General features: G+C 38.8%; 20 protein-coding genes. 12 read left to right on the top strand and 8 right to left on the bottom strand.

The features are described 5' to 3' along the window. Positions 1–3 precede the first annotated feature (3 nt). Genes H5092_RS05985 through H5092_RS05970 form a run of 4 tightly spaced genes read right to left on the bottom strand, consistent with a single transcriptional unit; the run spans position 4 to position 4,680 of the window. Positions 4–396 carry a hypothetical protein gene (locus H5092_RS05985; protein WP_182733107.1) on the bottom strand — a complete coding sequence of 131 codons (393 nt, stop codon included), beginning with the start codon at positions 394–396 and terminating at the stop codon, positions 4–6. Beyond that, positions 396–2,378, bottom strand: coding sequence for an AAA family ATPase (locus tag H5092_RS05980; RefSeq protein ID WP_182733106.1), 1,983 nt, complete (start codon positions 2,376–2,378; stop codon positions 396–398). The genes H5092_RS05985 and H5092_RS05980 overlap by 1 nt, the downstream gene beginning before the upstream one ends. Next, a complete protein-coding gene (locus H5092_RS05975) occupies positions 2,375–2,575 on the bottom strand; it encodes a hypothetical protein (RefSeq protein WP_182733105.1) in 201 nt (66 codons plus the stop codon). The genes H5092_RS05980 and H5092_RS05975 overlap by 4 nt, the downstream gene beginning before the upstream one ends. Continuing rightward, entirely contained in the window at positions 2,572–4,680 is a 2,109-nt protein-coding gene (locus H5092_RS05970; RefSeq protein ID WP_182733104.1) for a DEAD/DEAH box helicase family protein, read from the bottom strand. Before H5092_RS05970 ends, H5092_RS05975 begins: the two co-directional genes overlap by 4 nt. Before the next feature lie 568 nt (positions 4,681–5,248). Between H5092_RS05970 and H5092_RS05965 the strand changes: the two genes are divergently transcribed. From H5092_RS05965 to H5092_RS05940, 6 genes are all read left to right on the top strand, one after another. Then, entirely contained in the window at positions 5,249–5,986 is a 738-nt protein-coding gene (locus tag H5092_RS05965; RefSeq protein WP_182733103.1) for an ABC transporter substrate-binding protein, read from the top strand. A gap of 10 nt (positions 5,987–5,996) precedes the next feature. Beyond that, a complete protein-coding gene (locus H5092_RS05960; protein WP_182733102.1) occupies positions 5,997–6,737 on the top strand; it encodes an ABC transporter substrate-binding protein in 741 nt (246 codons plus the stop codon). Between the two features lie 291 nt (positions 6,738–7,028). Continuing rightward, positions 7,029–8,627: an ABC-F family ATPase gene (locus H5092_RS05955; protein ID WP_076914907.1), complete on the top strand. Its 1,599-nt coding sequence runs from the start codon at positions 7,029–7,031 to the stop codon at positions 8,625–8,627. A 387-nt stretch (positions 8,628–9,014) separates the two neighbouring features. Further along, positions 9,015–9,758, top strand: a complete 744-nt coding sequence (locus H5092_RS05950; RefSeq protein WP_182733101.1) for a ferredoxin--NADP reductase — start codon at positions 9,015–9,017, stop codon at positions 9,756–9,758. 250 nt (positions 9,759–10,008) lie between these two features. Beyond that, positions 10,009–10,752 carry a nuclear transport factor 2 family protein gene (locus H5092_RS05945; RefSeq protein WP_182711936.1) on the top strand — a complete coding sequence of 248 codons (744 nt, stop codon included), beginning with the start codon at positions 10,009–10,011 and terminating at the stop codon, positions 10,750–10,752. 9 nt (positions 10,753–10,761) lie between these two features. After that, positions 10,762–11,082: a hypothetical protein gene (locus H5092_RS05940; protein WP_182720975.1), complete on the top strand. Its 321-nt coding sequence runs from the start codon at positions 10,762–10,764 to the stop codon at positions 11,080–11,082. Positions 11,083–11,764: 682 nt separating this feature from the next. Here the strand turns inward: H5092_RS05940 and hemH are convergent. Then, a complete protein-coding gene (gene hemH, locus H5092_RS05935; protein ID WP_182733100.1) occupies positions 11,765–12,784 on the bottom strand; it encodes a ferrochelatase in 1,020 nt (339 codons plus the stop codon). Between the two features lie 74 nt (positions 12,785–12,858). Further along, entirely contained in the window at positions 12,859–14,187 is a 1,329-nt protein-coding gene (locus tag H5092_RS05930; protein ID WP_154904182.1) for an HD domain-containing phosphohydrolase, read from the bottom strand. Between the two features lie 224 nt (positions 14,188–14,411). Between H5092_RS05930 and H5092_RS05925 the strand changes: the two genes are divergently transcribed. From H5092_RS05925 to arfA, 3 genes are all read left to right on the top strand, one after another. Further along, entirely contained in the window at positions 14,412–15,365 is a 954-nt protein-coding gene (locus H5092_RS05925) for a sensor histidine kinase (RefSeq protein WP_182733099.1), read from the top strand. A 254-nt stretch (positions 15,366–15,619) separates the two neighbouring features. Beyond that, positions 15,620–18,160, top strand: a complete 2,541-nt coding sequence (locus H5092_RS05920) for a TonB-dependent siderophore receptor (protein WP_024597458.1) — start codon at positions 15,620–15,622, stop codon at positions 18,158–18,160. Positions 18,161–18,364: 204 nt separating this feature from the next. Then, positions 18,365–18,565 carry a ribosome alternative rescue factor ArfA gene (gene arfA, locus H5092_RS05915; RefSeq protein WP_007583517.1) on the top strand — a complete coding sequence of 67 codons (201 nt, stop codon included), beginning with the start codon at positions 18,365–18,367 and terminating at the stop codon, positions 18,563–18,565. 462 nt (positions 18,566–19,027) lie between these two features. Here the strand turns inward: arfA and H5092_RS05910 are convergent, their stop codons facing one another. Beyond that, entirely contained in the window at positions 19,028–19,984 is a 957-nt protein-coding gene (locus H5092_RS05910) for a helix-turn-helix domain-containing protein (RefSeq protein ID WP_182733098.1), read from the bottom strand. 220 nt (positions 19,985–20,204) lie between these two features. Here H5092_RS05910 and H5092_RS05905 point away from each other — a divergent pair, with 220 nt between their 5' ends. The 3 genes from H5092_RS05905 to eat are packed head-to-tail and all read left to right on the top strand — an operon-like array spanning position 20,205 to position 23,958. Next, positions 20,205–21,611, top strand: a complete 1,407-nt coding sequence (locus tag H5092_RS05905; protein ID WP_182733097.1) for an ethanolamine ammonia-lyase subunit EutB — start codon at positions 20,205–20,207, stop codon at positions 21,609–21,611. Next, positions 21,608–22,495 carry an ethanolamine ammonia-lyase subunit EutC gene (eutC, locus tag H5092_RS05900; RefSeq protein ID WP_024594887.1) on the top strand — a complete coding sequence of 296 codons (888 nt, stop codon included), beginning with the start codon at positions 21,608–21,610 and terminating at the stop codon, positions 22,493–22,495. The genes H5092_RS05905 and eutC overlap by 4 nt, the downstream gene beginning before the upstream one ends. Before the next feature lie 59 nt (positions 22,496–22,554). Beyond that, the gene (gene eat, locus H5092_RS05895; RefSeq protein ID WP_182733096.1) at positions 22,555–23,958 is read left to right on the top strand and encodes an ethanolamine permease; all 1,404 of its coding nucleotides are present in this window, start codon (positions 22,555–22,557) and stop codon (positions 23,956–23,958) included. A 125-nt stretch (positions 23,959–24,083) separates the two neighbouring features. On the opposite strand, the gene arfB is transcribed toward eat, so the two are convergent. Next, the gene (gene arfB, locus H5092_RS05890; RefSeq protein WP_002959105.1) at positions 24,084–24,497 is read right to left on the bottom strand and encodes an alternative ribosome rescue aminoacyl-tRNA hydrolase ArfB; all 414 of its coding nucleotides are present in this window, start codon (positions 24,495–24,497) and stop codon (positions 24,084–24,086) included. Positions 24,498–24,614: the final 117 nt, after the last annotated feature.

Genomic DNA, 24,614 nt, shown 5'->3' with positions numbered 1-24,614 from the left:
ACCTTAAGTCCTATCCGAAAAATATTCAGCGTAAGGTAGCTCACCTGTTGACTGGAATTGCTGATAAAACTCTTTTATACCTTGCTCCGCTAATTGTTCGATATAACTGTATATTGGCAACTCTTCTGAGCAGGCACCTAAGCATTCAACTACAGTGAATAAAGTTTTATCAGGATCTAATTCACTTACCCTAAATACTGAATTGCTTTTATCTTCTAGTGGCTTAGGGGTCTTATTTTCTTTTATACCTAGAGCAACTGCGAGCCTATAAATATCAAATTTAATTAACTTAAAGACTTCATTTTTAGCATCTTCACTTGGATTTAATTCCACTAGTAATTCATCTAACTGCTTTGCTGTTAATGGCGTTAACCCTATACGATTAGGCTCATTCATTAGTTACTCCTTACTATTCGTGACTCTGTAGCTGAAATTCTTTGTATTTGATATCGTGCACCAATGCGCTCAGCAAAATTAGATAAATCGCGGCTTGGATCAATTTCGCCCTCATGTACTAGTAAAACAACCTGCTCAGCCATTTTAGGTAAATATTTAAGTACATTACTTCTGTGATTGGGATCTAAGCGACCTAATGGCGTATCCATAACAATTGGGCCGCTTTTTCTAGCGGTTTTATTTAATCCATCAATTAAAGATAAAGCGACAATTTGCTCTGCACCTGCACTACGCTCTTTTAGTACATTACCGGTATGATCAAGAATAGATAAACCATAATTGTTATTTATTTCTAAACCAGCATATGTTTTTTCTGTAGTGAGCTGGCTGAATGCATTTGAAGCGAACTCCTCAACCTGCCCACGTAACGCATCTCTTAACTCATTAATTCCAGCTTTGAAAACAGATTCTAAATTTTGATATAAGTTGACACGAATAGTGCTTGACTGTCCTTCGCTTCCTGAACTTTTTGATATCAATGTAGATATATGCGCTTGATTTTCTGATAATTTATTCAATTTTGCTTTGGTTTCTTTTATATCATTTTCAAGCTTAAACAATTGATTCCCTAGCCTATCTTTCTTCTCTCTTTGTCGCATTATCTGTTCAGTATCGAACCCTCTAATCTCTTCTTGGATGTCATCAATCTGAGTTTCAATTGTTATTACAGCAACTTGAGCTTTTCTTCTTTTAGTAACTAATTCGCAAATACGGCTGCACTCATTATGCGACTTTACTTTATTCAACTTATCTATTTGAAGATTAATATTTGTAACATCATCAAAATCTACCGAAGACAATTCAGCTTCTGCTTTTAATTCTTCTATTTTAGCTGTTATAACATCAAGTTCTTCTTGAGGTATTATTTGAGTGCAAGTAGGGCAAATAGGTTTAGCTAAACTTTTCTGTAACTCTGATATTTTAGAATCTAATACTGCCTTATTATTTGCTGCAGACATTAAAGAGTTTCGTCTTTTTTGCAAGCTAGATACTAAAGGCTCAACCCCTTTAAATAAAACATCCTTCCAAGCATCCTTAAATAATTTCCGTTGTTCATCTGCATCATACGCCAGCTGCTCTTCCACTTTTTTTAGCTGCCCTTTTAATGTATCCAACTCATATTTTTTTCTTTGAACAGCTTCTGTATTTTTAAGTTCTTCCTCAATATCATCTATTTGCTTTTGAACATCACGTTGTTGTATTTCAAGGTCCTGAATATCCTTTTCTAGAGTTGCTTGTTTACCCTCATTAACTCTTTGTTGCTCTGCATATGTTTTGGCATCTGAAGAATTTTTAGCATCTCTAGTTTGAATTCTACGTGCATCAGTTAATAATTTTGAAAACTCATTTCTGCCATTAACTAATGCAGGCACACCAAGCGCTTGTTCTATGTGTTCTTTAATTTTTTCGCCTTGCTCACTTTGTTCAACAAGCAAGTTTTCATACTCTTGGAGTAACTCACCATCAAACAGAAAAAATCGTGAGATTTCTTCTGGCGTTACTTGGTTAATTTCATTAACTATCGAGTCACCATTTATCACTTGATTATCAATTTTAAGCCCAATTAACTCCTCAAAGTCACCATCGTTTCGAGGGATAGAAATATGCTCTTTTTTATTAATCTGTCTACGTAGTTCATATTGCCTACCTTCATGACTAAATTTAAGAACAATTGACATTGTCCAATTATCCTCAGAAGCAGCAATACTATTAACCAGATTCACACGTGGAATTAAACGCATGTGTCGCCCAAGGGCTAAACCATAAAACCCCCAACGAATTGAGTTTAAAAAGCTTGTTTTGCCACGCATATTATCGCCAAAAAGTAACATTACATTTTGTGTTTCATGCTGTGGAAACTCAATTTTTTGCTCCCCTTTGTAAGGCATAAAATTATGGATAACTATCTCTTGAAGCTTCATATCAACTTGTTTCCTTGTTTTTCAACTACAGACTCTTCGACAATTGCTTGAACTTTGGGTAGTGTATTTCTATCTTTGTCATATTGATGGTCTTTCTGTATTTGATAACAGTCTTTAATTAAGGTTTCATCTAACTCTAAGCCCAGTTCTGAATTTAGTTTTAATAGGACTGTTAATGGATCACTTTTTTGTATCATATTATTTCTTCCTCTATACCATCTGAGTCTAATAGCCCTACTTCTTCAGGGTCTATACCTAGCTCAATTGCGATATTAATTAATTTATTTGAGCCAGATCTATTAATGGCTGTTTTTGAAAATTGTATGCTTCTTTGCAGCTCGCTTTTCAATAACGATAATTGCCCTGGTTCAGTCTCTAAACAAATAGGAACCATCACTGCATCATAAATAACGGCTTGATATTTTCCAGGGCAAGTTCGAAGCACTCTCCCTCGTCGTTGAATAAACTGCCTTGGGTTTTGTGATGATGCTAGAATAATTGCATGTGAAATTTTAGGGATATCCACGCCTTGATCTAAACAGCGAATTGAGACCATTATTCCCCCAAATTTTTTAAACCAATCTAAAGATGCAGCAGGATCACCTTCCATGTTGGTATGGTACTCACAAGGAGTGTAACCTTGGGCTTCCAAAGCTCTCATAACTTCACTTAACTGAAATTGATCTTCACAATATACAAGCCAACTCTCACCTTCGTTATAGTTTTTGGTAACAGTTTTTATCGCATATGGGACTTTTGCCGTTGCTTTTTTAGCAATCCTAGCCCTTTGAATCAACATATTTTGCAGCTTTGATGAAGGAATAGGCGTACCTTTATCATCTCTTTTTGAACGAGCAAACTCTCTAGAGATATCTCTAGTTGCAGCCTCCCAAGCCTCAGATTCTTCGGCTGTAAACCTTATAGCTTCAGGTAAGTATTCATATTCAACCAATCTACCACTTTGAATTGCATCAATTAACGTAAAAGGAGGCTGAACTACCGGTCCAAAATAATCAATTATTTTTTGTGTACCAACTGGATCGTTGTATCTTATTGGTGTTGCACTTAGACCTAGTTTTTTACCTGCATGGATAGCTAGCGCTTTCGAATTTTCATTACTTCCAATTTCATGTACTTCGTCAGCAACAACCATGAGGTGACTACCTCCTGCGATTCCACTAATAAAATCAGGTAATCTAGCTGTTGGCATTGTTACTAAAACTATTCTTTGACCAAACCCATCCCCTGGCTGCGTAAAATTATGAAGTCTTCGATTTTTTCGCCATCGATTATTGCCATCACCTGCTTTTAAAATTGTTACTTCTGGCAACTCTTGTTTTATTTCTTCAGCCCATTGTTTATGCAGAAGCCGATCTGGTACGAAAATAACAGCAACACCGTCATTTAATAAGTGCTCTCTCAAAGCTGTTAGCGCTGTAAATGTTTTTCCGCTACCAGTTGCATGCTCAAAAATACCCTGATATTTTTGTGCTTTCCAACCATCCAATGCTTCGATCTGATGTGGGAGTGGATTTCTTTTTTGCATTGAAGCTGATGCTTTCTTCTTTTCATATTCATTACCTAACGAAAAGTAATCAGTAAGTTCTTCTGCATCAATTTTATCTAACGAGTCATAAGCTTTTGCCTCAAGCCTATTCTTTGCAACTAAAGGGAAATCAATAACTTCTAATTCATCAACCTTATTGGACCATAGTTTTTCAAAGTACTGTTTGTGTCGCTCAACTTGTCGCTCATCCCTTCCATCCTTCCAACTACAGAAAACATCTAGTGATTCGTAATTACCACGCTCATGCCAGCCACTCCATGTTTCGTTGACAGAGCCTTTAAAAGAAACCGAAGCAGTGTTATTTGTTAATATTCCAAGCTTTTCATGGTAAATACCTGTTGAATTTTTTCTGAATGCTATTTTTACCTGCATAATATTCAATTTGATAAGTGTTGCTAGAGCCTCTGTGTTTTTAATTACCCTAGGATCGCTTAATAAAGTATCAACTGTGTGAATAATTTCTTGGTTAGCTTTTTGAAGGTTACTCCCATAACCTTGCTCTAACGCATCAATATCTGCGGCTGATAAAGATGGAGAGCAAACCAGCTGAATTTTCCCACCTCTACGAGCAAAATTTATTAGCTCAGGACCAATAAGAAGAAATACTGTAGAGCTAAAGTAGCCAACTGAGCGTTGATAAAGATCACTTTGATTAAGGCATGGAAGATAAAAGTCAGTTACTAAATTAGCCTCACCTGTTCTGTATTCTTCACTTAAATTTAATGAGTTAAGCATTTCTATTAATGGCTCGCACTATGCTTGTATACATTCTATGAAGTGTATTTTGATATTGTACCTCTATGGTATAAAGAGGTATGTTTGATAAAACGCTGAGGGCTTCTTTCAACCGCATAATAGTATTTCCATAAGGAACGGCTCAATAATACCGGTCCTTGGTTTATCAGTTTATAACCAACTTTCGTTAAGTTAGTATTCATTTAGAAACAATTTACATGATTGCCTAAAAAAAATATAGGCTTATTAGTTATATAACCAATAAAAAACTACGCCATTATCATTAAATACTTACCTGCCTTTACAGTTGTGTAAATTTTGCTTTAATTCTCAAACGTTAAGTACAAGCTCTTGATATATTTTTAAAAACATAAGTTAAAGCTTCGACAACCGCACTTGAGCAGTAAACGCGAATGCAATACAAACGCCCTTCTATAAACACCTGCATACTGGGCATTCTCATAATTACGGATGGTTTTTACATCTTTACACAAGCCCGCGCCGCTAAAATACAAAAGCTGGTTTATACTGTTGTAATAATAAGCAAAAATAATAACTATGAGGCGCAATGAATAAATTAATTACTGTATTTTTATGTTTGCTGTTTACGGCTCCATTTAATGTATTTGCTTGTGAGAGAACCTTTAGCGTGGCATCGCACGATGCTTTTTGGCCGCCTTATGTAATGGGCATTAACGGTAAGCTGCAAGGCTTGGAGGTTGATGCACTCAACATTATATTTGCTGACTCCCCTTTTTGTTTTGAAGTTAAGTTACTGCCAAATTCTAAGCGGGCTTTTATTGAGCTTAAATACGGCCGAATTGATTTGGAGTGGGCTGCAAGTTATACAGATGAACGCGCTAAATATGTGCACTTTAGTGATAACTACCGAACTGAGGTTATGCGCTTATACGAAAACAAAAATAATCAGCATAGCGTTAAAAACCTCGAAGACATTTTTAAACAAGGCTTTATTGTTGGCGCTAACTTTGGAAGCTATTACGGCGAGGAGTTTGAGCAATATAAAACTAAATATAAAAAGCAGATTGAATACACCAGTGCAACCAGTAAACGCTTTGAAATGCTTAATAAACAACGTATTGATTTTGCTATTGAAGACGAGTTAGTGGGGGCTTATTTTGGCAAAAAAGGCTCAAATATCAAATTAGTAACCGACATTGAGCATGTAAATAAAGACGATATTTATTTAATGTTTAGCAAACAAACGGTGTCGGTTAGTGAGCTTGCAACAATTAATGAGCACATAAATAAAAACAAAACAGCACTAAAAGCACTGTTTGAATAGTAGGAGCGTAATGAAAACTTTATTTTTAGCGTTTACAACGCTGCTATTTACTCAGTTAAACGCCCTTGCGTGCACTAAAACATTGGTAATGGGCACTAACGAAACTAATTGGCCGCCTTATCTTGTAAAACAAGGTGATACATTTTTAGGCACAGAAGTGGATGCTGTTAGGGCTATTTTTAAAGATTCAAAATTTTGTATTAAATGGACTTATTTTCCGAGTTTTTCGCGTGTTCAAGCTGAGCTTAAAAATGGTCGGGTAGATATAACCTACGCGGCAAGTTATACAGAGCAACGCGCTCAATATGCGCACTTTAGTTTGCCTTATCGCGAAGAAGTTATGCGTCTTTATAAACATAAAGATTCGCCTGATGTAACAAGCTTAGCTGAGCTTTTTAGTAAAAAGTTTACAGCGGGTATTAACCGGGGGAGCTTTTTTGGTAACGAGCTTGAACAGTTAAAAACTAAGTATCCAACACAGGTCGTGCTTACTGCTCAAGCAAATAATCGATTTAGCATGTTAGATAAAAAACGAATCAACTATGTTATTGAAGACTCTGCTGTTGCGCAGTACTTTGTGAAAAAACACTCCTCAATTTCGCAGGTAAAAACTATTACACCGATTAACGTTAACAATGTGCATTTTATGCTAAGCAAGGAGTCGCTAACACTTGATGACGTGACGACTGTTAATCAGTTAATTACCAAAAACGAGGCGGCGATAAAGTCAATTTACCAACCTATGCATTAAAACATAGCTAATAACTTAGCTATTTGGCGCCCCCTCTTTAATATTGCTTGGCATTAGTAATTATTTACATTGTGGCTGTAAGTACATTCAACACTACATACGTTAAAAATAGTGACCTAAAACCGAGAATTGCCGTTATTTTTACTTGGTTATAAATTAGCTGCCTTTTATCTTTCATTCGTTGTGGCTGATCTGTATAATTCGCCAGCTAATTTACCCTATTGTCTGGTTCTTGTTTGTGGCGTTTTGCTGCAGCGTACTCCTGTCAGTACTAATCTAGGATTACCTTTTTTGATCTCCACCGCAAATATTACGATGCAGTTTGGCGCAGAGCCGTTGTTTGAAAACATTTCAGCTAAATTTGGTAACGGTAACCGTTACGGTTTAATTGGCGCTAACGGCTGCGGCAAGTCGACTTTCATGAAAATTTTAAGCGGTGCGCTTGTTCCAAGTGCGGGTAATGTATCTATTACTCCTGGGTTAAAAGTAGGTAACCTAAGCCAAGACCAGTTTGCTTTTGAGCAATACAGCGTTGTAGACGCGGTAATTATGGGCGACGTGGAGCTTTGGAAAGTAAAGCAAGAACGCGAACGTATTTACTCTTTACCAGAAATGAGCGAAGAAGACGGTATGAAAGTTGCCGATCTTGAAAGTGTATTTGCTGAAATGGACGGTTACACGGCAGAAAGCCGCGCTGAAGAGATTTTGCTTGAAGCGGGTATCGATAAAGAATTTCATTACGGTTTAATGGCAAACGTTGCCCCAGGTTGGAAACTACGTGTGCTTTTAGCACAGGCGTTATTTGCAAACCCTGACATTTTGCTACTTGATGAGCCTACCAATAACTTGGATATTCATACAATTACGTGGCTTGCTAACGAGCTTAACAAACGTAAATGTACGATGATTATTATTTCGCATGACCGTCACTTTTTAAACTCGGTATGTACGCACATGGCCGATATTGATTACGGTGAGCTGCGTATTTACCCTGGTAACTATGAGAAATTTTTAGAAGCTGCGGGCTTACAACGCGAGCAACTTTTAGCTGAAAATGCTAAAAAGAGCGCTGAAATTGACGAGCTACAAGACTTTGTTAACCGTTTTGGTGCTAACGCTTCAAAAGCTAAGCAAGCAAGTTCGCGCGCTAAAAAAATGGATAAAATTAAGCTTGATGAAGTTAAATCTTCAAGCCGTATGAGCCCATCGCTTTCGTTTGACGAAGGTAAAAAAATGTATCGTCAGGCGCTTGAAGTTAATAAGCTTGGCCATGGTTTTGATGGCGAAACGTTATTTAGCGGCGGCGACTTTTTACTTGAAGCTGGCGCTAAGCTTGCTGTAATTGGCGAAAATGGTGTGGGTAAAACTACATTTTTACGCTGTTTAGTAGACGAGCTTAAAAGTAATGAAGGCGAAATTAAATGGTCTGAAAATGCGAGCTTTGGTTATTGCCCGCAAGACAGCACTAAAGATTTTGATAACGATTTAACGTTGTTTGATTGGATGTCGCAATGGCGTACAGCTAAGCACAACGATTTAATGGTTCGTGGCATGTTAGGCCGTTTGTTGTTTACAGCTGACGATTCAAACAAAAAAGCGCGTAACTGTTCTGGTGGTGAAAAAAACCGCCTGTTATTTGGTAAGTTAATGATGCAAGACGTTAACGTGCTTGTTATGGACGAACCAACTAACCACATGGATATGGAAGCCATTGAAGCGCTTAATAATGCGTTAAAAGATTTCCAAGGTACGCTTATTTTTGTAAGCCATGACCGTGAGTTTGTTTCGTCATTAGCTACACGTATCATTGATATTAAAGATAAAAAAGTAATCGACTTCCAAGGTACGTTTGACGAATACCTAGCAAGTTGTGAAGAGAAAAAAGCGTAAACTCTTTCTGATTGCTTATAAAAACGGTGCTAAATTTAGCGCCGTTTTTTTATGTGTGGAATTTGAGTTTAACTATAAAATTAATTAATAAAGGCTTAAATAAATAATTCACTAAGAGGTTAAGAGACGCTACGCTTTTAGAGTCAGTGATAAAATAAAAAACACTGTTTTTTGACTTAATTTTTCTTAGTTACTGCAGCATCGCTTTCTCTTATGCAATTAATGACTCTTATCGCAGAGCTGATTATTCACATTATTTTATTGGTAATTACTGCACACATCACTGCTTTAAATCTAGTCATATTCTCCTGTAAGTCTTTGTCACTTAATGCTAATGTTGATGGAGTGAATTATTTAAAACTTTAATAGCTAAACCAAGAGGTAACTATGTCTAATTGGGTTGAAGCAACAGTAAAAAATGTCACGTGGTGGAGCGAAACACTCTTTAGCTTAACCGTTAATGCAAACGTAGAGCCGTTTAAAGCTGGGCAATTTACAAAGCTTTCAATAATGGATGGCGACAAACGTATTGCTCGGGCTTATTCATATGTGAATGCCCCTGAAAACCCCGATCTCGAGTTTTATCTTATTAACGTAATTGACGGTTTGCTTTCTCCTCGTTTAGCTACATTACAACCTGGCGAGACCGTATTAATAGAACAACACGCAACCGGCTTTTTTACCCTTGATGAAATACCACAAAGTGATCAGCTTTGGATGTTAGGGACTGGTACTGCCATAGGGCCTTTTTTATCGATATTACAACAGCCCGATGTATGGAAAAAATACAAAACTATAAATTTAGTGCATGGCGTACGTTTTAATGACGACTTAAGCTATCAGGCACTTATTAACGAGCTATTAAGAGTGTACCCAGCACAACTCAACTATATTCCTGTTGTAAGTAGAGAGGAGCCATTACAAGGCTTAAGTGGGCGAATTACTAACGCAATTGAGAGCAACCGCTTGTTTGAATATGTAAAGTTAGACCCAAAGCCTAGTAACGCGCAATTTATGATTTGCGGAAATCCACAAATGGTAAAAGACACAACCGCGCTACTTCTCGATAAAAACTTTACGCGTAACCGCCGTAAAAACCCCGGCAATATTACGGTAGAGCAGTACTGGTAGGCTTCAGTGGTGGTATTAACTACCCGATAACGTTAAAATTTGCTATGTTGCACCCTTATACTAATTTTATCAAAAATATGATTATTCTATTGCATTAAATAACTCACTAACTGCGTTAAAGGTTATTCATATAGAACAACTATATGTCACAATTTTCGCGTTGTTATTGCGCTATTTTTTAACGCTATAATAGATCGCCTATTTAATGTAATTGGTATTACACGTATTTAGTGTTCATTTTAGGAAAGTTATGAAACCGTTATCTATTATTTTAGCCTCATTAGTCACTACCGTTGCGCTAATTACTTATGCCGCAGAGCAAAGCGAGCCTGAGCAAAAAGAGCCGCAAGTTGAAGCTCAAACAAGCGTTGAAAAGCCAAAAGTTGAAATTGAGCAATCAGTAACTCAAACCAACACTGACGACAAAGTAAATACGCTTGAATACAAAGCGCCAGAGCTTAAAAAGCCAACAATTGATGCGACTAAACCAGACGATTCAAAAGTATTAGGTAACGAGCAAATTAAACCTGCTGAAAAGCCTAAAAATAAAATAGAAAAAGCAGTGGCTGTAGCCGAAGCTGAAAAAGCAGTAACGCAAGCAAAAGAAGCACTTACAGTTAAGCAGCAAACTAAAGCTAAACAATCTCGCGAATCACTTGCTGTGGTAGAGCAGCTAGTTAAAGCATATAACGCACGTAACATTGAAGAGTTTCTTCGTGTATATGCCGAAGATGTTGAGTTTTATATTTTCCCTAATGAGCTATTATTTAAAGGTAAAGAAAAACTAATAGAACGTTATGGGCTAATGTTTAAAAAGTTAAAGTGTATTCACTCATCACCAATTAAGCGCATAGTGCACGGTGATATTGTGATTGATCACGAACTTTCAGAAACTTGTTCAACTGACGAAAACGTAGTTGATAAACGCTCAGAACTTATTTCGAGTTATCAAATTAAAGATGGGAAAATAGTACGCGTACTGTTTTTTAGATAAAGGCTTTAAATGCAAATAAATGACGACAAAAAAATTCGCTTAATGTATCGCATTGAGCCAGGTTGCCTTGGACCTAAGGGTGCTGAGCATGTTGAAGATTTTTGTCGTTTTGCAAACAAGCATATTAAATCCCCCTTTTATGGCCAATTTGTATTTTTACCACGTTACGATAAAACCATAGACGAGCGACAATACAGCGTTAACAGCCGTAATTTATCACTTGCTCAGGCTCGGGCTTACTTAAAGCACTTTGAAATTAATATTGAAGAATTTGAAGAACAACTCGACGAGCTCCTCACAAAAGCGATTGATTTATACTTTAAGCGATAGCGTTTAATTGCTGTTGCTTAGGTATTGCCTCCCCTCAAACGTACATTTTTATTTATTTTAATTATTATTAAAAATATAAGTAATTTCTTTCACAAAGATAAGGGTAACCCGTAATAACTGAGAAAAACCAGATCAGCCAATATGTATCACTACTCTAAAAGCGCAGCGCCTCTTAACCTCTTTGTGAATAATTAGCTCTTTAAAAGCTTTTATTTGCACAATGAGAAGTAAAAGAGGAGTAAATGAGAAAAGCCAAAACCAGTATTTTTATGTTTTATAACTACTCTAAAAGCGCAGCGCCTCTTAACCTCTTTGTGAATAATTAGCTCTTTAAAAGCTTTTATTTGCACAATGAGAAGCAAAAGAGGGGTAAATGAGAAAAGCCAAAACCAGTATTTTTATGTTTTATCACTACTCTAAAAGCGCAGCGCCTCTTAACCTCTTTGTGAATAATTAGCTCTTTAAAAGCTTTTATTTGCACAATGAGAAGTAAAAGGGGAAGCCAAAAACCCCGAAACAAAAACAGTATTGTTATGTTTTATCACTCACTCTAAAAGCGCAGCGCCTCTTAACCTCTTTGTGAATTAATTAACTAAATATTTTAAAAGCCTTAAAAACAAAAAAGCGGTGTTAATTTTACCACCGCTTAATGCGTAATATATTTAGCTTTAGTAAGCTTGGGTTACAACATAGGTTTTATAACATCAAACACAGCTTCTATATGGTCGTCTCTCTCGTTTAGTGCCGCTATGTAACGGTATTTTTCGCCGCCTGCGTTTTCGAATATTTCACGGTTTTCACCTTCTAGCTCTTCAAGTGTTTCTAGGCAGTCGGCGCTAAAAGCAGGACTTATAATAGCTACATCGGTAATACCTTCATCAGGTAAGGCTGCAAGGGTTGCGTCGGTATAAGGCTTTAACCACTCTGCTTTACCAAATCGACTTTGAAAAGTACTAATTACTTTGTCTTTATCAAGGCCTAGTTTTTCGACAACTAAACGCGTGGTTTGTAAACATAGGCAATGGTACGGATCGCCGCGATCTAAAAACAATTTAGGCATACCGTGATACGAAAAAACAATTTTTTGTGGCATACCATTCGCTTCTAAATCCTCACTAATACTATTAGCAAGCGACTCAATGTAACGGGTGTTTTTATGATAGCCATTTATAAAATGAAGTTCTGGCACCCAGCGCCATTTACGCAGTACGCTCGATACAGCATCAAACGTAGAACCCGTAGTTGGGCTAGAATATTGCGGGTACATTGGTAAAATAATTATACGCGTTAAGCCTTTATCACGAAGCTCTTCAAGGCCTGCCTCTATTGAAGGGTTGCCATAACGCATTGCCATTACTACTTCTGTATTGGTATAACCTTGCTCTTTTAATAAGGTATTTAACTTTACACTTTGCTGGCGAGTAATGTGGGTAAGCGGTGAGCCGTTTTCGGTCCATATACTCTCGTATAATTTAGCCGAACGTTTTGGGCGTACGCGTAAAATAATGCCATGTAAAATTATCATCCATACTAAGCGTGGTATTTCTACAATGCGTGGATCTGATAAAAATTCGCGTAAATATGTACGAAGCGCAGCCGCTGTTGGTGCATCAGGGCTGCCTAAGTTAGTTAGCAGTATTCCCGTTTTTTGGTTAAAACGCCCATCATGGGGGTTGTCAGTAACCGCAGAAAATCGCGACACAGAGTGCTCCTTCAAGCAAATTCAATAATCTATTTTATGCACATTGTAACGAAAAAAACTGCGGTTTAGATCAATCATTTAGCAGTTTTCACCATTATTCTGAACGGAGTTGGTTTTTTCGATTCTAGCTGTTGGAGTTTTTCTATCGATTTACTGCCAAATACATGACCTTTGGGCAGCAACATTATGCCTGTATGGCTGTGTAGAGCATGGCCCAGTACCATTTGCTCTTTGAGTTCATGGGCGTTACAAATTAGCACTGATCCTGCTGAACTTTTTTGTTCATGTAGTTTTGCATGGCTTGCTTCAAGTGCACGTACAATTTTAGGATGATAAAACGATCCACTATAAAGTTTTACACTTTCGAGTGCGTCATCGTGGCGCTGCTTTTCATCACTTGCATTGCTTTGCTCAAACGCGTCCCAATAGTCGCGCGCTAAACCTAGCACCATAGCGCCTATTGGTATGTCGTTTCCGGCAAGGCCTTTGGGCATTCCGTTTCCGTTAAAGCGCTCAAACTGATAATAAATAGCATCCGACAAGTCATGTAAATGTATTGCTGGCATTAACATTAATTGTGCAGTACTTGGGTGAGTATAAAAGGTTTTGCGTTGTTGCTCGTTTAAGCGGTTAACTGGTTTTTTATAAAGATCAGGATCCATAGCAAGCAAGCCTATTTGCGCCAAGTAACCAGCCATAGGGGCAAGATCAATGCTTTTTTGCGACAAGTTTAAATAAAGTGCTATTTGTGTACAGGTGTTAGCAATATTTTGTGCTTTGTTGCCATCTAGGTAAGGGTTTGCGTTAACAAAATTATATAGCAGCTCTACGGTCGATTTATGCTCTTGTTTTTCGCGCTCGTTGGCGTCTTCAAGCTTTTTTAAAACCTGTTTGATTTGTAAGGTGCGTTTTTCTACTCGTTGTTCAAGCGAATTATTAAGCTCTAGCAACTCTTGGTTTTGCGCTTTAACTTGTGCCTCTAATTTTTGATTTTGTTTTTTTAGTGCAAATTTTTCTAGGCTATCTCTAATGCTACGAAGTAATAAATCGTTTTGCCAAGGCTTTTGAATATAACCATTTATTTGGCCCTGATTAACAGCCGCTAAGGTGGTTTGTATGTCGGCGTAGCCGGTTAATAAAATGCGTTGGGTGTCGGGTGCCAGCGCACGCGCTTTTTCTAAAAACTCGGCACCGTTCATTACCGGCATACGCATATCGCTAATAATTAAACCAAATTCATGATTTTTAAAAAGTGTTAATGCGTTTTGCGGGTTATCGCAAACAATAACCGACAGGCCATTTACTTCAAGTAGCCGTGTTAACGTGCGTAGTACTATTTCATCATCATCAATGCAAAGTACATCAACCTGATTTATTGGTGTGCTTGGTGTTACTTGAGTCATTGAGTCGCCTTTAAATTACTTCTGGTTAAATAATAGCTTAAAAAAATACTCTATGGTGTGTTTGTGCCTACCTTTTATATTAAGTGGTATTTACATAATGGAGTTATTAGCAATAAGTAGATAATTACTTATGCATAATATTAGGCCTTGGCTGCACTAAAGTTGCAAATTTGCATACAGACGACTAAACGTTAAGTATAAAGTTATCTATATGGATGAAGGGAATGGATGGATCAGATGGTAAGTTTGAACGTGCTTTTTTAAACGAACAAAAGCTGCGCTTGGCCGCAGAACAATTACTCAAAGATAAAAGTAGCGTTTTAGTTGCCATAAATAATGAACTACAAAAAAAAGTAGCCGACTTAGAACACCAACAAATGCTGTTTGTGCAAACAGAAAAAATGGCGACTTTAGGTACACTTAGTGCAGGCGTTGCCCACGAAATAAATACCCCGCTTGCCTATGCAATGAGTAACGTAGAGAGCCTACAAAACGCAAGCCCTTTACTGGTAGCGCTGCTGAAACTTAACGAACAATATTTAAATAACGAAATTAAAGAGAGCCGTTTTAAACACGAAATCGACATACTCAATTTACAGTATCCGTACGCGTGGATTTATAACAATTTGCAGGGGCAAATTAACGACAGCGTTGAAGGACTTAAACGTATAAAACAAATAGTGCATGACTTATTAAACTTTGCCCACCCCACCTCTTCTCAAGATAAACAATTAGCCGATGTAACAACGGGTGCTAATAATGCTTTAAGATTATTAAGTAGCAAACTTAAATTATGCGAAATAAAAACGCGGTTTGAACCCCTACCACTCATTTGGTGCAATTTATCGTCAATTAATCAGATTTTTGTAAATCTTTTAATGAATGCTTGGCAAGCTTGCGAGTTAGATTTAGAAAAAGGCTGCATTATTGAAGTCAATATTTTTGAACTCAACACAAATATTTGTATTGAAATAAAAGATAACGGTTGTGGCATGAATGAAGACACAATAGCGCATATGTTTGACCCTTTTTACACAACAAAAGAAGTCGGAAAAGGCACCGGTATGGGTATGACACTTGTATACGCTATGGTGAGCGATCACGGTGGAAAAGTAGAAGTTAACAGTACATTAGGCACAGGTACGACCATTCGCTGCCTATTACCTTTAAAAGTGTAAAATAACGAACAAAACCACATTGTAAATAAAGTGTTAAACATTCTATTTTTTGATGTTTAATCCTTTCTTAGCGCGTATTTTAACCGATTTGATGTGGTTTTTTCTTATCTTGAAGTTTATTTGCATACTTAGACCAAATATTTAGTTTTTTTCATTTCTTTTTGTTTGCATATGTTGCTAGGATGTTTGCAACAGGTTGTGAGCATCATAACCACACACATATTATTAAGAATACAAAAAACAGGGTCGTCACTATGTCAACATACCGTTTAAACACACTTGCTGTAGCCGTTGCTTTCGCGTTTAGCGCACCAAGCATTGTTAACGCTGAAGAAGCACCAGTGCAAGCTGCTAAAAACATAGAGCAAATATCTGTATTAGGATCGCGTGTATCTAACCGTACCTCTACAGAGTCTTCTTCTCCTATTGATTTAATTGACGCGGATGATTTAACTAAAGGTGGTTTTACCGAATTAGGCCAAAGCCTTCAAGCGACAGCGCCTTCATTTAACTTTTCGCGTACACAAGTTTCAGACGGTTCTGATTTATTTAGACCTGCAACACTTCGTGGCTTACAACCAGATCAAACCCTTGTATTAGTAAATGGTAAACGTCGTCATAACCAATCAATTTTTGGCCTTAACGGTACAGTAGGCGCAGGCGCTGCGGGTACTGATATGAATGCCATTCCGCTAACAGCACTTAAAGGCGTTGAAGTATTACGCGACGGCGCTGCAGCGCAGTATGGCTCTGATGCTATTGCAGGTGTTATTAACTTATCTCTTAATAACTCAACCGGTATTACAACGGGTTTTGTACAATACGGCGGCACAAGTGAAGGTGACGGCGACACTATTTCAGCAGGTTTAAACCGTGGTTTTGAATTAGGTAACGAAGGCGGCTTTATTAACCTATCGCTTGAGTACCGTGATGCCGACGGCACTAACCGTGCAGAGCGCGATACGGGGGGTTCGCTTAATGTTGAACCAGGTACGCTAAGTGAAGATGTACGCTGGGGCCAAGGTAACTCAGAAAGTGAATTTACGTCGCTATTTTACAACATGGCATTACCAATGGGCGACGGCGAGCTTTACTCGTTTGGTGGCTACTCTGAGCGCACGGCGCTGGGTAATGGTTTTTACCGTAACTTTAACGAAGCCTCTAAAAACGTAACCCAAGTATACAGCGATGGTTTTTTACCGCGCATATATAACGAAGCACAAGATATTTCAGTAGCGCTTGGGTTTAAAGGCGATATAAACACAGATTGGACTTACGATGTATCGGCTGTTTATGGTGAAAACCAATACGATTTTACATCACGCAATACATTAAATGCTTCTTACGCGGCTGAGTATTTATTTAATAACCCAGATGCAAGCGATGCCGACATTGCAGCAAACTCAGGGCCTACTGGCGGTTACTCAGGTGGTTTTAGATTCGATCAAACAACGGTTAACCTTGATGTAAACGGTATTGTAGATATTGGCCGTAGTGAGCCTTTATATGTAACAGTAGGCGCCGAATACCGTAAAGAAAACTACGAAATAGTGCCTGGCGATGAAGCATCATACGCGTGTGGGTTAGCAAATATGGATACCTCGTACCCATCAGTAAACGATCCGGATCAATTTGCACAGTGTGGTTTTCAAGCTTATAACGGCCTTCGCCCTGAAGCGGCTAACGATAGCGACCGTAACAGCTACGCAGTTTATGTAGACGTAGAAACTATGATCACCGACGCATGGAACGTAAGTGGTGCGCTACGCTATGAAGATTTCTCAGATGCTGGGGATGATTTAATTGGTAAATTAGCAACACGCTATGAATTTTCAGATGACTTTGCAGTACGTGGTGCACTATCTACTGGTTTTAGAGCGCCATCACTTCAACAAAGTGGTTATACAGCTTTTACAACTAACTTAGGCTCAGACGGCACATTAACGCAGTCGTTCACGGCAAACACAGGGACCGCTTTCCCAAGTGCGCTAGGCGTAGATAGCTTAGAGCTTGAAACATCAACAAACTACAGTGCTGGTTTTGTTTACGATGTAACAAGCGAGCTTTCGTTAACGGTTGATTTTTACCGTGTAGAAATTGAAGACCGTATTACACTTGGCAGCTTGCTTTCGGCTGACGACGTATCGTTTAGCTCAGAAGCAGTTGCAGCGCTACAAGCAACTGGTGCAGTGCAAGCTAACTACTTCTCAAACTCGGTTGATTCTACTACGCAAGGTGTTGATATTATTGCATCGTACCGCACTGAAGTTGAAGGCGGTAATTTAGGAGTAACCTTTGCAGGTAACCTAAACGATACTAAAATTGACAGCGTAAACGCAGAAGACGGTATTCCTGAAGCGGTTGCTTTTGATGATTTACAACGTAGCTTTTTTACCGACGGACAACCGAGCGAACGTGCAACGCTTACGTTTGACTACGAACGCGATGCCTACACATCAACCATTCGCTTTAACTACTTTGGCGAAACAGACGTAAAATACTTTGGTAACGACCATATTTCATTACCTGGTGAGCTTTCGCCTACGGGTTCATTTAAACCAACAAGTACAGTTGAATCTGCTGTGTTAGTTGATTTAAATGTTAGCTACCAAATTAACGACATGTTTGCGCTTTCGGTAGGTGCCGATAACGTATTTGACGAAACACCAGATGAATTAGGTGATGACGAAGTACTTAATTTTATCACCAACGGCGCATTTAAATACCCTGTACGCGCATTGCCATACGGCTTTGACGGCAGAACGTACTACGCAAAAGTAAGCTTTAGTTTTTAATTTTTAAAGCAAATTAAACCACATTAAGCGCGGTTATTAACTGCGCTTTTTTTATGCGTTTTTATTATTAAAATACGACCAAAAGAATGTTAAAAATACTTGCGCGGTTGAAAATTAAGCCTACAATCGCCATCTCTTAAATAGGCTAATATAAAAGCCTCTTTATTATTTAACTTAAAATAATCATTAGTTGATAGGAAATATATGACTAAAAAATCTAAAGCAAAAACCGCAAATACCAGCGCGGTAGACACAGGGCGAGGCGTTATAAACCACAATGCACTAGCGGCAATGGTCACCTCTAAATTATTTAAACCACAAGTGGTTAAAGCTAAAAAAGGCAAAGGCTCGTTTAAACGTAGCAACAAACATTCAGGACAAGAGTCCTATTTAATCGCGGCTTAATTAGCACCGATCAAATAGGGCTTTTGAATATAATAAGCGAGGTTTTATACCTCGCTTTTACTTTTAGTTCTTTATTATTTTAACTTCCAAGCTACCCTCTAAAAGCGCAGCGCCTCTAAACCTCTTTGTGAATAACAGCCCTTAAAATATGAATGCACGAAGAGAAGAAAAAGAGGAGCAAGTGAGCAGACAAAGTTCATTTGTTTAAGTTATATGATATTTCACCACCGAGCTCACCGAGGCGCTGTGCGCTACACAAAGAAAACACGAGTAATGGTTAGTCACTACTCCTTGTTTTCTCCTTCACTTCTCGGTGGTGATTTAATTACTTGTTTACTAATGCATCCGACTAAATGTAAAAGCGGTGCTTTTAAACGCCAGCAAGCTGCGCGTCCACAGGTGTTTAACTCAAGTTAAAGTATGGTCTGTAGAAGAAACGTGCTCACGTTAGAAGTGTAGTTTTTAACCTTTAAAACTATTATTTTTAACTGTTTGTGATGGGTTTTCACCAAATAGTTGCGTGTAATCTTTAGCAAATTGTCCCGCGTGCCAAAATCCCCAATTGGCTGCTATTACTGAAATGGGCTTATCTTGGTTTGGTTTTTTTAGCTCTCGCCTTACGTTATTTAAGCGTGTTAAGCGTAAAAACCGCAAAGGGTTAATTCCTAAAATACTCTCAAAGCTATACTGAAGTGTGCGCCTACTTACAAAGGAAAGCTCGCACAGCTCGGTTATGGTTATTGGGTTTTGTGGATTTGTGGCCACGTAATCTTTTACTTTATCTACTACGGCTTTGCGGTGTTTATAACTTGGCGCAATATTTTGCTGCGTATTGTCTGCTTGTAATAAGTGTAGTGCCAACATGTTTAGCATATCTTGTTGTGATTCGGTTCTAAGTCCAAAGCCCTTGCCTACAACCATGCTATTAATTATTTGTCTTGCCGTTTGCAAAGATGAGTTGCTCACCGATAAACGAGCTGATTGTGCAGATGTCAGGTTTTTCAATGTTACGCCTTGGAGCTGCGCCATATATTCAATTGAGTTCCAATCGATTACCAAACCATAAATATTAAATTGCTCAGGGGTTATCAACTCAAAGTCGTTATCACTGGTACGGCACATAAATTGATTACTTGCCACACTTAAACCATTAATTTTACTTTGCTGTGACTGACAAGGAATGCCGAGCCAAACCGAATTAGGGGCTATGTTACATTGCTGACGAAGCGCTCGCTCAGTGTATTCTTTAAACACATGAATATTGGCGTAATCCGTTTCTTCAATACAACCATAAAAGCTGCCGTCGCTCATTTGATCGTATTTTTGCTGCCATTGAGTAAGGCTATGCGCTTGCTCGTCAATATCGTGTGTTTGCACCTTGCTCTTTAGTGGTGCGCTGAAGCTACTTTGCTGCGCCATATCGGGGATGCTCTTTTTCGTTACACTTTCATTATGCTTAAGTTAACACCGCTTTGCGTGTGTAACCAATTGAATTGGTTTAATAAATAATCTTTTGCCAAAATTCGATAGTTACTTGGTACAAAATAAGCTGTCTTGTAACTATTCAATATTGATTTATAGCTAAAGATGCAGCAAAACCTATACCAAGGTTGATCATATTAGTTATGTGGAGTAAATCATGGGGCAAGCGTACAGTTACACTTTAGGTACACATACTTATAAATTCAAGAACTTAGCCCAGTTAATGGCTAAAGCTACACCGCAGCGTTCGGGTGATCGCTTAGCGGGCGTAATTGCACAATCAGCACAAGAACGTGCTGTGGCACAAATGACATTGGCGGATATACCTCTTAAAACATTTTTAAATGAGGTACTTATTCCCTACGAAGATGACGAAATTACACGCTTAATTATTGACGAGCACGATGCAAATGCCTTTATGGCTATTGCACATTTAACCGTAGGCGATTTTCGTAATTGGCTTTTAAGTGACTTTGCAACACCTGCTGTACTTGCAAGTATAAGGCAAGGTATTACGCCGGAAATGGCTGCTGCTGTTAGCAAAATAATGCGCAATCAAGATCTCATATTAATTGCTAAAAAGTGCCATGTTACGAGTGCTTTTAGAAATACTATTGGCCTCCCCGGGCGTTTATCTACACGTTTACAACCAAATCACCCAACTGACGATATTAATGGTATTGCTGCATGCATGCTTGATGGTTTGCTATACGGTAATGGCGATGCAGTAATAGGTATAAACCCTGCAACCGATAACGTTGCCCAAGCCATTAAATTAATGACGTTAATGGATGATGTTATTCAAAAGTACGCCATACCAACCCAAAGCTGCGTGCTCACCCATGTTACTAACACTATTGAATGTATAGAAGCTGGCGCACCGGTTGATTTGGTATTTCAATCGATTGGCGGCACGGAGGCTACTAACTCAAGTTTTGGTTTTAATTTAAATACCTTAGCTGAAGCGCAAGATGCGGCTTTGAGTTTAAAGCGTGGCACTGTTGGCAATAATGTAATGTATTTTGAAACTGGGCAAGGCAGTTCGCTTTCAGCAAATGCGCATCATGAGCTTGATCAGCAAACGTGTGAAGCTCGCGCTTATGCCGTTGCTCGTAAGTTTAACCCGTTACTGGTTAATACCGTGGTGGGGTTTATTGGCCCTGAATATTTGTTTGATGGTAAAGAAATTACCCGAGCAGGACTTGAGGATCATTTTTGCGCTAAGTTACTAGGTATACCGATGGGATGCGATGTGTGTTACACCAATCATGCAGAGGCTGATCAAAACGATATGGATAACTTGCTTACGCTATTAGGTGTTGCTGGTTGCTCGTTTGTAATGGGAATACCTGGCTCTGACGATATTATGCTTAATTACCAAACTACGTCGTTTCATGATGCATTATATGTTCGCCGTGTACTTGGCTCTAGACCTGCCCCTGAGTTTGAAGCATGGCTAAGCAAAATGAAAATAATGCAAAGCACTGCCGATATTACACTTTCAGATACCTTGCCTCCCGCTTTTGCTAAACCTCTGGGTGCAATTACTGGAGGTGGCTCATGAAATCACGTTTAAAACAGAGCACTCCTTTAGATGACTCAGTAAACAAGCATAAAAATAACGGTAATGTAGTGCACAATCCTTGGAGTGATTTACGCCGTTTTACCGACGCCCGTATTGGGCTTGGGCGTGCGGGTATAAGTTTGCCAACCTCAGAAATGCTGGCTTTTCAGCTATCTCATGCACAAGCGCGCGATGCAGTGAGTTTTCCGCTTGATATTAACGAAATGACTGAGCAACTAGGCAGTATTAGCGTATTAAAAGATGTTGCCCCTCCCCTGCATTTACACAGCCAAGCTGTTGACAGGGTTACTTACCTTCAGCGACCCGATTTAGGCCGCAAGCTTGATGAAAATGGTAGGCAAATACTTCTCAGCTATATGAATAAACAAAAGCACACTACACAGGCTAAATACGATTTAGCGATTGTAGTGGTTGATGGACTCTCCTCGTTAGCGGTACAAAAAAATGCATGCCCATTTATAACAGAGCTATTAGCGCACCTTACAACAGACAAGCAATTTAAAATTGCCCCCATTACTTTGGTTGAACAAGGTCGAGTAGCAATTGGCGACGATATAGGTGAGTTGCTAAATGCGCAGGTGGTTATGGTGTTAATAGGAGAGCGCCCAGGACTTAGTTCGCCAGATAGCCTTGGCTTGTATTTAACATGGGAGCCTAAAACAGGACTTAACGATGCATGTCGTAATTGCATATCGAATATTCGCCCAGCAGGCCTACCTTATACAGAAGCGGCTAGGCGTGCGCTGTACTTATTACGTGAAGCTAAAAAACTAAAACTAACTGGGGTTAATTTAAAAGACCGTACACAAGACGATGTAATTGAGCATCAGGTTTCAACCACTAACTTTTTAATTGCTGAGTAATTTTAATTAAAAACACATGAAATAAAACAATAAAAACTAAACATCAACGGAGAAGGGTTATGTCTACTAATAATACAGAGTACCTTGCTAAAAGACAGTTAAAACGAGGTACTGCGGGGTGGTTATTACTCGCAGGTTTGGGTGTGTCGTATGTAATATCGGGTGACTTTGCAGGTTGGAACTTTGGTATTGCCGAAGCGGGTTGGGGTGGCTTTGCCATTGCTGCAGTGTTAATGGCAGTTATGTATTTAGCGCTGGTATTGTCGCTTGCTGAAATGTCAGCTGCAATACCTGCAGCAGGCGGTGGTTATAGTTTTGCGCGCCAAGCTATGGGGCCTGCGGGAGGCTATTTAACCGGGCTTGCGGTATTAATTGAATACGCCTTAGCACCCGCTGCTATTGTTATTTTTATAGGCTCTGCAGTTGAAGCCCTTACCGGATTTAATGGACCATGGGTATATGCATTATTTTACTTACTATTTGTGGGAATTCATTTAGCAGGCGTAGGAGAAGCACTTAAAGTAATGATGGTAATAAGTGGTTTAGCAGTATTAGCTATTATTGCAACGGCTTTTGTTTTAATTACAAATTTTGATGCATCACGCTTATTTAACGTCCCCGTAACCGATGCAGTGGGAGCCAGTGAGTTTTTACCTTTAGGTTGGTACGGGGTTTGGGCCGCATTACCGTTTGCCATGTGGTTATTTTTAGCGGTAGAAGGTGTACCGCTTGCTGCAGAAGAGGCAAAAGATCCCGCTAAAGATGTGCCAAAAGGCATTATTGGTGCAATGATCTTTTTGTTATTTACTGCTTTTTTAGTTGTTGTTTTAGTGCCTGGCGCTGGCGGTGCTGCTGCAATGGGCGCAAGTGCTGTACCTTTGGTTGATGCATTAAATGCATCGGGTAGTGAGGGCTTAGCAACTGTAGTAAATATATTAGGGCTTGCGGGTTTAGTTGCTTCGTTTTTCTCTATTATTTATGGTTATAGTCGCTTAGTGTTTGCTTTATCTAGAGCCGGATATTTATCGCGTTCGTTGTCGATTACAACTAATCGCAAAGTGCCAGCACGTGCGTTGATTGTACCTGCCATATTTGGTTTTTTAGTATCACTCAGTGGCGAGGGTGATTTAATACTTGCAATGGCTGTAGTAGGTGCAACGGTATCGTATGCATTAATGGCGCTGAGCCATATTTTGCTACGCGTTAAACAACCTGATTTACCTCGCCCGTATAAAACCCCTGGGGGCGTAGTAACGTCAAGTATTGCTTTAGTGCTTTCGCTTATAGCATTAACGGGGGTGTATGCATTTGACCCTCGTGCATTTTTATACACTATGGTGCTGTTTATTGTGGGTGCGGCTTATTACTTTGGCTATAGCTCAAAGCACTTAGTTGCTAAAACCGCGGACGAAGAATTTGCAATGCTGGCGGATGCAGAATCTGATTTAGAGATGGCTAAGTAAATATTAATAGTTATTATAAGTGAGGCTAATCCTCACTTATATTTTTATACAAGCAATACGGTGTAAAAATAGTGCATGCATGTAAATACCAAGCCCCTTATCTACTTTATTAATATCATTTAAAGCTAAAACTTTATGCTGCCGCGTAGCGCTTTGTTTTGCCCATGCTTGGTTTTTTTGTCCATGCGCTTTCGCTGTGAATTACGGCTGGGCTTGGTGGCTCGACGCGCTTTATTAACTACCGTAGCACTAAGGATTAAATCCTTTAAACGCTTAAGGGCATCTTCTCTGTTTAGCTCTTGGGTACGGTGGCTTTGCGCTTTAATGATTAAGACGCCGTCTTTGGTAATTCTTGTATCATTTAATGCAAGTAAGCGTTCTTTGTAGAAGTCAGGTAATTTAGAGCGGTTAATGTCAAAACGTAAATGAATTGCACTTGCTACTTTATTAACATTTTGACCACCGGCACCTTGCGAACGAATAGCTGTGAGCTCTAGTTCCCATTCATCGATAGTGACAGTATTTGAAATTGTTAACATTGTGTTCAGCTCTATTTGTCAAAAATACATTATATCATCAGTACATTAGCTTGTGGTGAATCAACTAAATTCTTAGAACTTAAATAAATTCTCATAAATTGTACTATAAATCAGCCA

The organism is Pseudoalteromonas sp. SR41-7, from assembly GCF_014163935.1.
GTDB lineage: Bacteria > Pseudomonadota > Gammaproteobacteria > Enterobacterales > Alteromonadaceae > Pseudoalteromonas > Pseudoalteromonas distincta.
Note: the sequence above shows the minus strand (reverse complement) of the source record. Positions and strands in the feature narration are given on the sequence as shown.

What these genes read in the sequence shown, in the direction of transcription:
- H5092_RS05985 (WP_182733107.1), bottom strand. Translation starts at nt 396, where the DNA reads ATGAATGAGCCTAATCGTATAGGGTTAACGCCATTAACAGCAAAGCAG.
- H5092_RS05980 (WP_182733106.1), bottom strand. Translation starts at nt 2,378, where the DNA reads ATGAAGCTTCAAGAGATAGTTATCCATAATTTTATGCCTTACAAAGGG.
- H5092_RS05975 (WP_182733105.1), bottom strand. Translation starts at nt 2,575, where the DNA reads ATGATACAAAAAAGTGATCCATTAACAGTCCTATTAAAACTAAATTCA.
- H5092_RS05970 (WP_182733104.1), bottom strand. Translation starts at nt 4,680, where the DNA reads ATGCTTAACTCATTAAATTTAAGTGAAGAATACAGAACAGGTGAGGCT.
- H5092_RS05965 (WP_182733103.1), top strand. Translation starts at nt 5,249, where the DNA reads ATGAATAAATTAATTACTGTATTTTTATGTTTGCTGTTTACGGCTCCA.
- H5092_RS05960 (WP_182733102.1), top strand. Translation starts at nt 5,997, where the DNA reads ATGAAAACTTTATTTTTAGCGTTTACAACGCTGCTATTTACTCAGTTA.
- H5092_RS05950 (WP_182733101.1), top strand. Translation starts at nt 9,015, where the DNA reads ATGTCTAATTGGGTTGAAGCAACAGTAAAAAATGTCACGTGGTGGAGC.
- H5092_RS05945 (WP_182711936.1), top strand. Translation starts at nt 10,009, where the DNA reads ATGAAACCGTTATCTATTATTTTAGCCTCATTAGTCACTACCGTTGCG.
- H5092_RS05940 (WP_182720975.1), top strand. Translation starts at nt 10,762, where the DNA reads ATGCAAATAAATGACGACAAAAAAATTCGCTTAATGTATCGCATTGAG.
- H5092_RS05930 (WP_154904182.1), bottom strand. Translation starts at nt 14,187, where the DNA reads ATGACTCAAGTAACACCAAGCACACCAATAAATCAGGTTGATGTACTT.
- H5092_RS05925 (WP_182733099.1), top strand. Translation starts at nt 14,412, where the DNA reads ATGGATGGATCAGATGGTAAGTTTGAACGTGCTTTTTTAAACGAACAA.
- H5092_RS05920 (WP_024597458.1), top strand. Translation starts at nt 15,620, where the DNA reads ATGTCAACATACCGTTTAAACACACTTGCTGTAGCCGTTGCTTTCGCG.
- arfA (WP_007583517.1), top strand. Translation starts at nt 18,365, where the DNA reads ATGACTAAAAAATCTAAAGCAAAAACCGCAAATACCAGCGCGGTAGAC.
- H5092_RS05910 (WP_182733098.1), bottom strand. Translation starts at nt 19,984, where the DNA reads ATGGCGCAGCAAAGTAGCTTCAGCGCACCACTAAAGAGCAAGGTGCAA.
- H5092_RS05905 (WP_182733097.1), top strand. Translation starts at nt 20,205, where the DNA reads ATGGGGCAAGCGTACAGTTACACTTTAGGTACACATACTTATAAATTC.
- eutC (WP_024594887.1), top strand. Translation starts at nt 21,608, where the DNA reads ATGAAATCACGTTTAAAACAGAGCACTCCTTTAGATGACTCAGTAAAC.
- eat (WP_182733096.1), top strand. Translation starts at nt 22,555, where the DNA reads ATGTCTACTAATAATACAGAGTACCTTGCTAAAAGACAGTTAAAACGA.
- arfB (WP_002959105.1), bottom strand. Translation starts at nt 24,497, where the DNA reads ATGTTAACAATTTCAAATACTGTCACTATCGATGAATGGGAACTAGAG.